Source organism: Stenotrophomonas sp. WED208 (assembly GCF_040984485.1).
GTDB classification, from domain to species: Bacteria; Pseudomonadota; Gammaproteobacteria; order Xanthomonadales; family Xanthomonadaceae; genus Stenotrophomonas; species Stenotrophomonas riyadhensis.
Genome location: NZ_JAZARB010000001.1, coordinates 3,384,739 through 3,396,917 on the forward strand (window position 1 = coordinate 3,384,739; position 12,179 = coordinate 3,396,917).

Genomic DNA, 12,179 nt, shown 5'->3' on the forward strand with positions numbered 1-12,179 from the left:
GCTTACGGTTTCGGATTGGCATTATCCGCCTTTTTGGCGGACTTGCCGTCGAACAGGCCAAACAGGGCGATGCCGATGGCACCCACCACGATGGCCGAATCGGCGATGTTGAACGAAGGCCAGGTGTAGCTGCCCACGTACCACTGGATGAAATCGACCACATGGCCATGCACCTGGCGGTCGATCACGTTGCCGATGGCGCCGCCGATGATCAGCGCGTACGGCACCGCCGCCTTCCAGTTGCCGCGGGCAGTGCTACGCAGCCACCAGGCCATCAGGCCGCTGATGGCGATCGCGAGCGCCGTGAAGAAGTACTTCTGCCAGCCACCGGCGTCGCTCAGGAAACTGAACGCGGCACCGGTGTTGTAGGTGCGGTACCAGTTCCAGAAGCCGTCGATGACCACCACCGGCTGGAACTCCGGCAGGCTCGACAACACCCAGGCCTTGGACCACTGGTCCAGCCCGATGATGGCCACCGACAGCAGCAGCCAGACCAGGGCGTTCGGATGCGGACGGGGCGCGGCCATCAGAACCAGCTCCGCAGTTCGCCGGCACCGGTGATGTTGCTCACGCAGCGGCCGCACAGTTCCGGATGGTCGGCGTTGCTGCCGACGTCGGCGCGGTGGTGCCAGCAGCGCACGCACTTGGCCTTGGTGGTCGGCTGGGCGCTGACGAACACCTCGTCGGTGGTCGCCGGACGCACCTGCACGTCGCCGCTGATGAACAGGAAACGCAGTTCATCGGCCAGCGGCTGCCAGCGCGCCGCCTGTTCTTCACTGGCGGCGATGGTGATTTCCGCTTCCAGCGCGGCACCAATGGCGCCGTTGGCACGCATCGGCTCGAGCACCTTGGCCACCTGCTCGCGCACGGCCAGCAGCTGGTCGAAGTCGGCGGCGTTGAGCTGGGCATCGGCCGGCAGCGGCGCCAGGCCGTCGTACCAGGTGGTGAACAGCACGTGTCCGGCATGCTCGCCCGGCAGGTAGCCCCACAGCTCGTCGGCGGTGAAGGTCAGGATCGGCGCCACCCAGCGGGTGAACGCTTCGGCGATGTGGTACATCGCGCTCTGCGCCGAACGGCGACCGTGCGAATCGGTCGGCATCGTGTACAGGCGGTCCTTGGTCACGTCCAGGTACAGCGAGCCCAGGTCCACGCTGCAGAAGTTCAGCAGCAGCTGCACGATCTCGGCCATGTTGTAGCCGTCGTAGGCCGCCTTGATCTTCTCCTGCAGCTCCCACGCGCGATGCACGATCCAGCGGTCCAGCGCGACCATCTGGTCGAGCGGTTGCAGGTGCTGGGCCGGATCGAAACCGTCCAGGTTGCCGAGCAGGAAGCGTGCGGTGTTGCGCAGGCGACGGTAGGCGTCGGCATTGCGCTTGAGGATCTCCTGCGACAGCGACATCTCGTTGCTGTAGTCGGCCGAGGCGATCCACAGGCGCAGGATGTCCGCGCCCAGCTTGTTCATGATGTCCTGCGGCTCGATGCCGTTGCCCAGCGACTTGGACATCTTGCGGCCGTGCTCGTCCACGGTGAAGCCGTGGGTCAGGCATTGCTTGTACGGCGCGCGCTTGTCGATCGCCACGCCGGTCAGCAGCGAGGACTGGAACCAGCCGCGGTGCTGGTCGGAACCTTCCAGGTACAGGTCGGCCGGCTTGCCGAAGCCACGCGCGGCAAGCACGCCTTCATGGGTCACGCCCGAGTCGAACCAGACGTCGAGGATGTCGGTGACCTTCTCGTAATCGGCCGCTTCGGCGCCCAGCAGTTCGGCGGCATCCAGCGAGTACCACACGTCGATGCCCTCGGCCTCGACGCGGTCGGCAACCTGCTGCATCAGCTCCACCGAACGCGGATGGATCTCGCCGGTCTGGCGATGGGTGAACAGGGCAATCGGCACGCCCCAGGTGCGCTGGCGCGAGATGGTCCAGTCCGGGCGGCCGTCGACCATGCTCTGGATGCGCGCCTTGCCCCAGGTCGGGAACCAGCCGACGGTGTCGATGGCGGCCAGCGCATCGTTGCGCAGGTTGGCCTTGTCCATCGAGATGAACCACTGCGGGGTGGCGCGGAACACCACCGGCGTCTTGTGGCGCCAGCAGTGCGGGTAGCTGTGGCGGATCGGGTGGAAGGCCAGCAGCGAACCGTTGTCGCGCAGCACGCCGACGATGGCCTCCTGCGCCTTCCACAGGTGCTGGCCGGCCAGCACCACGTCACCGGCCGGCGGGGTCGATTCCAGGTACACGCCACGGCCGTCGATCGGGGTCACCTGGCCAGCGTTGTACTTGTCCAGCAGGCCGTACTTCTGGCTGACCACGAAGTCTTCCTGGCCGTGGCCGGGGGCGGTGTGCACCGCACCGGTACCGTCCTCGTCGGAGACGTGGTCGCCGTTGAGCACCAGGATCTCGCGCTCCGGGTAGAACGGGTGCGCCAGCAGCTGGTTCTCCAGCGCGGCACCGGTGGTTTCACCGTGCAGCACCACGTTTTCGACGCCATAGCGCTGCAGCGCGCGCTCGGCCAGGGCCGCGGCCAGCACCAGCCAACGGCGCTTGCCGTTGTGCGCCGGGCCTTCGGCCAGCACGTAGTTGATCTCCGCGCCTAGCGACACCGCCAGCGAAGCCGGCAGCGTCCACGGGGTGGTGGTCCAGATCGGCACGGCCACTTCCACATCAGCCGGCACGCTCACGCCGAACGCCTGGCCGATGGCCTGCGCATCGCGCGCGGCGTAGGCCACGTCGATCGCCGGCGATTCCTTTTCCTGGTATTCGATCTCGGCCTCGGCCAGCGCCGAGCCACAGTCGAAGCACCAGTACACCGGCTTGGCGCCGCGCACCAGGTGGCCATTGGCCACGACCTTGGCCAGCGCACGGATCTCGTTGGCTTCGAAGTCGAAGCTCAGGGTCTTGTACGGGTTGTCCCAGTCGCCGGTCACGCCCAGGCGCTTGAAGTCCACGCGCTGGATGTTGATCTGCTCTTCGGCGAACTCGCGGCACTTCTGGCGGAATTCGACGGCGTCGAGCTTGGTGCCGACCTTGCCCCACTTCTTCTCGACCGCGATTTCGATCGGCAGGCCATGGCAGTCCCAGCCCGGCACGTAGGGCGCATCGAAGCCGGCCAGGTAGCGCGACTTGACGATGATGTCCTTCAGGATCTTGTTGACCGCGTGGCCCAGGTGGATGCGGCCGTTGGCGTACGGCGGGCCATCATGCAGCACGAACAGCGGGCGGCCGGCGGCGTTGTCGCGCAGCTGCTGGTAGAGCCCCTGCTCTTCCCACCGCGCCAGAATGCCCGGCTCGCGCTTGGGCAGGTCGCCGCGCATCGGGAATTCGGTGGCTGGCAGGTTCAGGGTGGTCTTGTAGTCCTGGCTCACGCAGTGGCTCGCAATCTATGTTCGGAAAGGATGGCGCGCGCCTGTTCGGCATCGCGGTGCATCTGGTCGGTCAGTGCCGCCAGATCATTGAATTTCTCTTCGTCGCGCAGCTTGGCGACGAATTCCACGTCGATGTGGCGCCCGTACAGGTCGCCCTGGAAATCGAACAGATGGGCTTCCAGCAACGGCTCCACGCCGTCCACCGTCGGCCGCGTGCCGAAACTGGACACCGAGGGCCAGGGCTGGTCGAACACGCCGTGCACCCAGGTTGCGTAGATGCCCGACAGCGCCGGGGTCTTCGGGAACCGCAGGTTGGCAGTGGGGAAGCCCAGCGTACGACCGAGCTGGCGCCCGCGCACCACCCGCCCGCTGATCGCGTAGGGACGGCCGAGCAGGTCGCCGGCACGGGCGAAATCGCCGTCCTGCAGCAGCTGGCGGATGCGGGTGCTGGAGATGCGCTCGCCGTGCAGATCCACCGCTTCGATCTCGCCAGCGCTGAAGCCCAGCTCGGCGCCCAGCTTCTGCAGCAGGGCCAGATCGCCACGGCGGCGGTTGCCGAAGCAGAACTCCGGGCCGATCCAGACCTCACGCGCACCCAGGCGCTTGACCAGCAACTGGCGCACGAAGGTCTCGGCCGGCATCGCCGCCATCGCCGCGTCGAAACGCAGCAGGCCGACCGCATCGACGCCGAGCTCGCGCAGGATCTCGACCTTGCTGCGCGCCAGGGTCAGCCGCGGCGGCGGCGTGCCCTGGGCGAAGAATTCACGCGGCAGCGGCTCGAATGCCACGGCCACGGCGGCCACGCCCAAGGCGCGCGCGCGGGCAACCGCATGGCGCACCAGCGCACGATGGCCCAGATGGAGGCCGTCGAATGCGCCGATACAGACCACGCTTCCGTTGGGGAACAGCTCCCCACCCTCGACGCTTCTGAACAGCCTGCTCATCAACTCTCGTTCCGGCCCGACCGGGGCCGCCGCTTCAATGGTGTAACCCTGAAGTATAGCCGCCACAAGCCGCGATCAATGCCCGCGCAGGTCGCGCGGGCGGAAGCCCATCGCCAGCATGGCTACCGCGTAGGTCGCGCCGCCGCCGCCGACCAGCAGCGCCAGGGCACCGATCCGCTCCCACACACTCATCGCGGAGAAGCCCGGCAGCCAGTGCAGCAGGGCCAGCAGCACGCCAACCATGGCCACGCAGGCCAGCACCAGGCGTACCAGATAGCCGCCCCAGCCCGGCCGGCGCTGGTAGACGTCGGTCTTGCCCAGCCAGTACCACAGCAGACCCAGGTTCAGGTAACTGGACAGCGCGCTGGCAATGCCCAGCGCCAGGTGCAGGCCCGGCTGCTTGCCGATGGCGGCCATCACGCCCTGCGCTTTCAGCTCGTCCGGCACCATGACCTGGTACAGCACGGCCAGCAGGGCGAAGTTGAACACCATGTTGGCCACCAGCGCGGCCACGCCGGCACGGACCGGGGTCTTGGTGTCCTGGCGGGCATAGAACGCCGGCAGCACCACCTTCAGCAGGGCGAACGCCGGCAGGCCGAAGCTCAAGCCGTACACCGACAGCGCGGTCATGCGGGTATCGAAGGCACTGAACTGGCCGTGCTGGAAAATGGTCGCGATCAGCGGTTCGGCCAGCAGCAGCAGGCCCAACATGGCCGGCACCGAGATCAGCAGGGTCATGCGCAGGCCCCAGTCCAGCGAGCGCGAGAAACCCTCGCGGTCGGTACTGACGTGGTGGCGGGCCAGCGCCGGCAGGATCACCGTGCCCAGCGCCACGCCGAACACGCCCAGCGGCAGCTCCAGGAAGCGATCGGCCAGCGACAGCCAGGACTGCGAGCCGTCGGTCAGCTTGGCCGCGATCACCGTATCCAGCAGCAGGTTGATCTGCGCCACCGAGGAACCGAACAGGGTCGGCACCATCAGCGTCATCACCTTGCGCACGCCCGGATGGCTCCAGCCCCAGCGCGGCAGGGTCAGCAGGTTGATGCCCTTCAGCGACGGCAGCTGGAACAGCAGCTGCAGGATGCCGGCGGCGAGTACCGCCCAGCCCAGCGCCAGGATCTGCTTTTCCGGGGTGCCGCCCAGCCGCGGCGCCAGCCACAGCGCGCCGGCGATCATGCACAGGTTGAGGATGACCGGGGTCAGCGCCGGCATCGCGAAGCGCTGGAAGCTGTTCAGCGCGCCGCCGGCCAGTGCGGTCAGCGATACGAACAGCAGGAACGGGAAGGTCAGGCGGAACAGGTCGACCAGCAGGCCCTGCTTGACCGGATCGGTATCAACACCACTTGAGAAGACCGAGGCCAGCTGCGGCGCGAAGATCAGCGCCAGCGCGGTGACCAGCATCAGCACCCCGCCCAGGGTGCCGGCGGTCCGGGCCATCAGTTCGCGCAGCTCGGCGTGACTGCGGGTTTCCTTCACTTCCGTGAACACCGGCACGAAAGCGGTGGCGAAAGACCCTTCGGCGAACAACCGGCGCAGGAAATTGGGTACCCTGAAGGCGACCCAGAAAGCATCAGTGATGGCGTTGGTGCCGAACGTGGTGGTCACCACGAAGTCCCGGACAAGTCCGAGAACGCGCGAGACCATGGTCATGCTGCTGAACGACAGCAGGCCCCGCAACAACTTGGGTGAACTCACTCAGCGTCCCTCTTGACAATCGACTTGACGTGCATTTCTTACGCCATCATACTAGCTAGCTTGCTGTTCCCATAACACCGATTTTTTCAGGAAACCACCACCGTGGCCAATATCAAGTCCGCCAAGAAGCGCGCCAAGCAGACCGTCGTGCGCAACGCGCGCAACGTGGCTCAGCGCTCGATGCTGCGCACCGCTGTCAAGAAAGTGATCAAGGCGCTGGACGCCAACGATGCCGCCGGCGCCGAAGCCGCCTTCGCCGTTGCCCAGCCGATCCTGGATCGCTTCAGCGCGCGTGGCCTGATCCACAAGAACAAGGCTGCTCGTCACAAGAGCCGCCTGAACGACCGCATCAAGGCCCTCAAGGCCGCCTGATCCGGCGTTGCCGCCCTGCCCTTCGGGGTCGGGCAGCAGACAAGAACCCGGCCCCGGCCGGGTTTTTTGTTGCCCGCGATCCGGTAGTGCCGGCCGCTGGCCGGCAACCCCGAGGAATGTCGGCCAGCGGCCGGCACTACCGGAAAATGAAAAACCCGGCCGAAGCCGGGTTTTTCGCATGGAACCACAACAGCATTACTGCGCGTTGCGGGCTTCCAGCTCGTCTTCCTTCTGGCGATCGAAGAAGGCCATGATCCGGCTCATGATCGGGAAGGTACCTTCGCGGCCCAGCGCGGAAACCAGGAACCACGGCTCCTTCCAGCCCAGCTCGGCGACGATCTGCTCGGCCGCCGCCTTCGCTTCGTCTTCGAACATCAGGTCGGCCTTGTTCAGCACCAGCCAGCGCGGCTTGTTCAGCAGCTCCGGATCGTGCTTTTCCAGTTCGCGCTCGATCGCACGCACCTGCTCGACCGGGGAAATGCCTTCCACGCCGCCTTCCATCGGCGAGATGTCCACCAGGTGCAGCAGCAGGCGGGTGCGCTGCAGGTGGCGCAGGAACTGCGCGCCGAGGCCGGCACCATCCGCCGCGCCCTCGATCAGGCCCGGAATGTCGGCGATCACGAAGCTGCGGTAGTTCTCCACCTTCACCACACCCAGGTTCGGGTACAGCGTGGTGAACGGGTAATCGGCCACCTTCGGCGTCGCCGCCGAAACGGCACGGATCAGGGTGCTCTTGCCGGCATTGGGGAAGCCCAGCAGGCCGACGTCGGCCAGCAGCTTCAGCTCCAGCTTCAGCGTGCGCTCTTCGCCCGGCTCGCCCGGCAGCGCCTGGCGCGGCGAGCGGTTGGTCGAGCTCTTGAAATGCATGTTGCCCAAGCCGCCGCGGCCCCCCTGGGCCACCAGCAGGCGGTCGTTGTGCTGGGTCAGGTCGCCGATGATTTCATCGGTGGCGACGTTGATCACCACGGTGCCAACCGGGACGGTAATGGTCAGGTCTTCGCCACCCTTGCCATAGGCCTGGCGGCCCATGCCGTTCTCGCCGCGCTGCGCCTTGAAGATGCGGTCATGGCGGAAGTCGACCAGGGTGTTCAGGTTCTCGTCGGCGCGGATGTACACGCTGCCGCCCGCACCGCCGTCGCCGCCGTCCGGGCCGCCGAGCGGAATGAACTTCTCGCGACGGAAGCCAATGCAGCCGTTGCCGCCGTTGCCGGCGAACACTTCGATTTCTGCTTCGTCTACCAGTTTCATTGTTTCGATGCCTGCGATGGGCGCGGCCTGCCAGCCGTCGCCTTGAATGTTATGCCAGCCGCTGGCCGGCAATCCGGCCTGGCCGGTCTTGCTTTCACTCTAACGAAAAGCCCCGCCGAAGCGGGGCTCTTCATGCAGCACCCCCATGCCGAGGCACGGGTGCCGGCGATGCCTGGATCAGGCGTCGGCCGAGACGATGCTGACGGTGCGGCGCTTCTTGGCGCCCTTGACCGAGAACTCCACCTTGCCGTCCACGAGGGCGAACAGGGTGTGGTCACGACCCAGGCCAACGCCCGAACCCGGGTGGAACTGGGTGCCGCGCTGACGCACGATGATGTTGCCGGCTTCGATGGCCTGGCCGCCGAAGATCTTGACGCCCAGGTACTTCGGGTTGGAGTCGCGACCGTTGCGCGAGGAGCCTACGCCCTTTTTATGTGCCATGACTGCTTCTCCTGATGCTTAGCCGGCGATGCCGGTGATCTCGATTTCGGTGTAGTACTGACGGTGACCCTGACGCTTCATGTGGTGCTTGCGGCGACGGAACTTGATGATCCGGACCTTGTCAGCACGACCCTGGGACAGGACCTTGGCGGTGACGGCAGCGCCCTTCAGCGCATCGCCCAGCTTCACGCCGTCGCTGTCACCCAGCATCAGGATGTTGTCAAACTTGATCTCGCTGCCGACTTCGACTTCGAGCTTTTCAATGCGGAGCTTTTCGCCCTGCGCCACGCGGTATTGCTTACCGCCGGTGACCAGTACTGCGTACATGACCAGGCCTTCCTCTGTAGTTATTGTGGTCTGAGCTGCCGCCATCGAGGGCGGACAGGAGCGGGATTTTACGCAGATCAGCGGGCGCGGGTCAAGTCAACCCCTGAACGGCCCGGAGGCCTGGCCGGAACGGGGTCAGATCCCTTTTCACGTTGTGAAAAGGGATCTGACCCCTGCCTGTCGGCCTGTCTCATCAGGTGAGACATCGGGCTGGCATTGTCGCCCATTGCCCCCATCTGGTCACCTCGGTAGGCTGACCGATTGCCGTTCCCTGCTGGCCCGGCACCCAGCCAACGCCCCCACAACCGGATCCCCCATGGCGATGGATTTCATCCGCATCCGCGGCGCGCGGACGCACAATCTGAAGAACCTCGACCTCGACCTGCCCCGCGACAAGCTGATCGTGATCACCGGCCTGTCCGGTTCGGGCAAGTCCTCGCTGGCGTTCGACACCATCTATGCAGAAGGCCAGCGCCGCTACGTCGAGTCGCTGTCGGCCTATGCGCGCCAGTTCCTGAGCGTGATGGAAAAGCCGGACCTGGACCACATCGAAGGCCTGTCCCCGGCCATCTCGATCGAGCAGAAGTCGACCTCGCACAACCCGCGTTCGACGGTCGGCACCATCACCGAGATCTACGACTACCTGCGCCTGCTGTACGCCCGCGTCGGCACCCCGCGCTGCCCGGACCACGGCTACCCGCTGGAAGCGCAGACGGTCAGCCAGATGGTCGACCAGGTGCTGACGCTGGACCCGGAACAGCGCTACATGCTGCTGGCGCCGGTCATCCGCGACCGCAAGGGCGAACACGCACAGGTGTTCGACCAGCTGCGTGCGCAGGGCTTCGTGCGTGTGCGCGTGGACGGCGAGCTGTATGAAATCGATGCGGTGCCGCCGCTGGCGCTGCGCCAGAAGCACACCATCGAGGCGGTGATCGACCGCTTCCGCCCGCGCGAGGACATCAAGCAACGCCTGGCCGAGAGCTTCGAGACCGCACTGAAGCTGGGCGATGGCATGGCCTCGGTGCAGAGCCTGGACACCGCCGACGCCACGCCGGCACTGTTCTCCTCCAAGTACTCCTGCCCGGTGTGCGACTACTCGCTGCCGGAGCTGGAACCGCGCCTGTTCTCGTTCAACGCACCGATGGGCGCCTGCCCCGGCTGCGATGGCCTGGGCATCGCCGAGTTCTTCGACCCTTCGCGCGTGGTGGTGCATCCGGAGCTGTCGCTGGCCGCCGGTGCGGTGCGCGGCTGGGACCGCCGCAACGCCTACTATTTCCAGCTGATCGCCTCGCTGGCCAAGCACTACAAGTTCGACGTGGATGCCGCCTGGAACTCGCTGCCGGCCAAGGTGCAGCAGGCCGTGCTGTACGGCAGTGGCGATGAAACGATCACGTTCACCTACTTCACCGAAGCCGGTGGCCGCACCCAGCGCAAGCATCGCTTCGAGGGCATCATTCCCAACCTCGAACGCCGCTACAAGGAAACCGAGTCGCCGGCGGTGCGCGAGGAGCTGTCCAAGTACATCAGCGAACAGCCGTGCCCGGAATGCCATGGTGCGCGCCTGAACAAGGCGGCGCGCAACGTGTTCGTGGCCGATCGCCCGCTGCCGGAGCTGGTGGTGCTGCCGATCGACGAGGCACTGAAGTTCTTCAGTGAACTGAGCCTGCCGGGCTGGCGTGGCGAGATCGCCGCGAAGATCGTCAAGGAGATCGGCGAACGCCTCGGCTTCCTGGTCGATGTCGGCCTGGATTACCTGACCCTGGAGCGCAAGGCCGACACCCTGTCCGGTGGCGAGGCACAGCGCATCCGCCTGGCCAGCCAGATCGGCGCCGGCCTGGTCGGTGTGATGTACGTGCTCGACGAGCCGTCGATCGGCCTGCACCAGCGCGACAACGAACGCCTGCTCGGTACCCTCACCCGCCTGCGTGACCTGGGCAATACGGTGATCGTGGTCGAGCATGACGAGGATGCGATCCGGCTGGCCGACTACGTGCTGGACATCGGCCCGGGCGCGGGCGTGCACGGCGGCGAGATCGTCGGCCAGGGCACCCTGCAGGACATCCTGGAGGCACCGCGCTCGCTGACCGGCCAGTACCTGTCGGGCAAGCGCGCGATCGAGATTCCGGCGCGCCGGCACACGCCGAACCCGAAGATGACCCTGCACCTGCGCGGGGCGACCGGCAACAACCTGAAGGGCGTGGACCTGGCGATTCCGTCGGGCCTGCTGACCTGCGTGACCGGCGTATCCGGCTCGGGCAAGTCGACCCTAATCAACGACACCCTGTTCTCGCTGGCCGCCAACGAGATCAACGGTGCCTCGCACCCGATCGCTCCGTACAAGGAGATCGATGGCCTGGACCTGTTCGACAAGGTGGTGGACATCGACCAGTCGCCGATCGGCCGCACCCCGCGCTCGAACCCGGCCACCTACACCGGCCTCTTCACGCCGCTGCGCGAACTGTTCGCACAGGTGCCCGAAGCGCGTGCGCGCGGCTATTCGCCGGGCCGTTTCAGCTTCAACGTGCGCGGCGGCCGCTGCGAAGCCTGCCAGGGTGACGGCCTGATCAAGGTTGAGATGCACTTCCTGCCGGACGTGTACGTGCCCTGCGACGTCTGCCATGGCAAGCGCTACAACCGCGAAACGCTGGAGATCCTGTACAAGGGCTTCAACATCAACGACGTGCTGGAAATGACCGTCGAGGATGCACTGAAGCTGTTCGAGCCGGTGCCGTCGATTGCGCGCAAGCTGGAAACACTGGTCGACGTCGGCCTGAGCTACATCAAGCTGGGCCAGAGCGCGACCACGCTGTCCGGTGGTGAAGCGCAGCGCGTGAAGCTGTCCAAGGAACTGTCGCGCCGCGATACCGGCCGCACCCTGTACATCCTCGACGAGCCGACCACCGGCCTGCACTTCCACGACATCGAAGCACTGCTGGGCGTGCTGCACAAGCTGCGCGACGAAGGCAACACGGTGGTGGTGATCGAGCACAACCTGGACGTGATCAAGACCGCCGACTGGATCGTTGATCTGGGTCCGGAAGGCGGCCATCGCGGTGGCACCATCCTGGTCACCGGCACGCCGGAAGACGTGGCGGCCTGCCCGCAGTCGTATACCGGCCAGTTCCTGGCGCGCATGCTGCCTTCCACCAGCGCGCGCCCGGAGCAGCCGGCTGCCATGGCCAACAAGCCCGACGCCCGCCCGCCGCGCAAGGTGAAGCCTGAAAAGCCGGCCAAGGTGGCCAAGAAGGCGGTAGCCGCCAAGAGCACCGGCAAGGCCAGCAAGAGCACGACAAAGAAGAAGGACGCCTGATGAGCAGCGAACACAAGATCCTGGCCCGAATTCCGATCAGCGTGCGCTGGCGTGACATGGACAGCATGGGCCACGTCAACAACGCCAAGTACATTTCCTACCTGGAAGAAGCGCGCGTGCGCTGGATGCTGGGCGTGGACGGTGTGTCGATGACCGACCGCATCGCACCGGTGGTGGCCGCGACCAACGTCAACTACCGGCTGCCGATCGTATGGCCCAACGACATCCTGGTCGAGCTGTTCGTCGAGCGCCTGGGCAACAGCAGCGTGACCATCGGCCACCGCATCGTCGACCAGCAGGACGAATCGAAGCTCTATTCGGACGGCAACGTGGTGGTGGTCTGGATGGACACCCAGACCGGCAAGAGCGCGTCGCTGCCGGGGGCGATCCGCAGCGCCTCCAGCTGAAATGCCCTGATAGGTGCCGACCTTGATCGGCACGCTTCGGCGGTAATGAGCTTGCCGGCCAGCGGCCGGCCCTACCG

Annotated in this window: 10 protein-coding genes; 3 read left to right on the forward strand and 7 right to left on the reverse strand. The window is 66.1% G+C overall.

What is annotated here, in order from left to right; all coding sequences use genetic code 11:
* Positions 1-2 precede the first annotated feature (2 nt).
* From lspA to murJ, 4 genes are all read right to left on the reverse strand, one after another.
* Positions 3-527 carry a signal peptidase II gene (gene lspA / locus VPH47_RS15275; RefSeq protein ID WP_180846398.1) on the reverse strand — a complete coding sequence of 175 codons (525 nt, stop codon included), beginning with the start codon at positions 525-527 and terminating at the stop codon, positions 3-5.
* Positions 527-3,358 (reverse strand): isoleucine--tRNA ligase, encoded by a 2,832-nt coding sequence (gene ileS, locus VPH47_RS15280; RefSeq protein ID WP_197610257.1) that lies wholly within the window; start codon positions 3,356-3,358, stop codon positions 527-529. Before ileS ends, lspA begins: the two co-directional genes overlap by 1 nt.
* Positions 3,355-4,302 carry a bifunctional riboflavin kinase/FAD synthetase gene (locus VPH47_RS15285; RefSeq protein WP_110711603.1) on the reverse strand — a complete coding sequence of 316 codons (948 nt, stop codon included), beginning with the start codon at positions 4,300-4,302 and terminating at the stop codon, positions 3,355-3,357. The genes ileS and VPH47_RS15285 overlap by 4 nt, the downstream gene beginning before the upstream one ends.
* Positions 4,303-4,377: 75 nt before the next feature.
* Positions 4,378-5,982, reverse strand: coding sequence for a murein biosynthesis integral membrane protein MurJ (gene murJ, locus VPH47_RS15290; protein ID WP_110711602.1), 1,605 nt, complete (start codon positions 5,980-5,982; stop codon positions 4,378-4,380).
* A gap of 117 nt (positions 5,983-6,099) precedes the next feature.
* Here murJ and rpsT point away from each other — a divergent pair, with 117 nt between their 5' ends.
* Entirely contained in the window at positions 6,100-6,369 is a 270-nt protein-coding gene (gene rpsT / locus VPH47_RS15295; protein WP_005408560.1) for a 30S ribosomal protein S20, read from the forward strand.
* Between the two features lie 195 nt (positions 6,370-6,564).
* On the opposite strand, the gene cgtA is transcribed toward rpsT, so the two are convergent.
* The 3 genes from cgtA to rplU all read right to left on the reverse strand — a co-directional run bounded on the left by cgtA (position 6,565) and on the right by rplU (position 8,385).
* Positions 6,565-7,617, reverse strand: a complete 1,053-nt coding sequence (gene cgtA / locus VPH47_RS15300) for an Obg family GTPase CgtA (RefSeq protein ID WP_110714281.1) — start codon at positions 7,615-7,617, stop codon at positions 6,565-6,567.
* A 177-nt stretch (positions 7,618-7,794) separates the two neighbouring features.
* Positions 7,795-8,058: a 50S ribosomal protein L27 gene (gene rpmA, locus VPH47_RS15305; protein ID WP_005415704.1), complete on the reverse strand. Its 264-nt coding sequence runs from the start codon at positions 8,056-8,058 to the stop codon at positions 7,795-7,797.
* Between the two features lie 18 nt (positions 8,059-8,076).
* The gene (gene rplU, locus VPH47_RS15310; RefSeq protein ID WP_005408557.1) at positions 8,077-8,385 is read right to left on the reverse strand and encodes a 50S ribosomal protein L21; all 309 of its coding nucleotides are present in this window, start codon (positions 8,383-8,385) and stop codon (positions 8,077-8,079) included.
* 316 nt (positions 8,386-8,701) lie between these two features.
* On the opposite strand from rplU, the gene uvrA reads away from it, so the two are divergent.
* A complete protein-coding gene (gene uvrA, locus VPH47_RS15315) occupies positions 8,702-11,695 on the forward strand; it encodes an excinuclease ABC subunit UvrA (RefSeq protein WP_197610254.1) in 2,994 nt (997 codons plus the stop codon).
* Positions 11,695-12,102, forward strand: coding sequence for an acyl-CoA thioesterase (locus VPH47_RS15320; RefSeq protein WP_368851174.1), 408 nt, complete (start codon positions 11,695-11,697; stop codon positions 12,100-12,102). Before uvrA ends, VPH47_RS15320 begins: the two co-directional genes overlap by 1 nt.
* Positions 12,103-12,179: the final 77 nt, after the last annotated feature.

Coding starts and splice junctions, on each gene's coding strand:
- lspA (WP_180846398.1), bottom strand. CDS start 527: ATGGCCGCGCCCCGTCCGCATCCGAACGCCCTGGTCTGGCTGCTGCTG.
- VPH47_RS15285 (WP_110711603.1), bottom strand. CDS start 4,302: ATGAGCAGGCTGTTCAGAAGCGTCGAGGGTGGGGAGCTGTTCCCCAAC.
- cgtA (WP_110714281.1), bottom strand. CDS start 7,617: ATGAAACTGGTAGACGAAGCAGAAATCGAAGTGTTCGCCGGCAACGGC.
- rpmA (WP_005415704.1), bottom strand. CDS start 8,058: ATGGCACATAAAAAGGGCGTAGGCTCCTCGCGCAACGGTCGCGACTCC.
- rplU (WP_005408557.1), bottom strand. CDS start 8,385: ATGTACGCAGTACTGGTCACCGGCGGTAAGCAATACCGCGTGGCGCAG.
- uvrA (WP_197610254.1), top strand. CDS start 8,702: ATGGCGATGGATTTCATCCGCATCCGCGGCGCGCGGACGCACAATCTG.
- VPH47_RS15320 (WP_368851174.1), top strand. CDS start 11,695: ATGAGCAGCGAACACAAGATCCTGGCCCGAATTCCGATCAGCGTGCGC.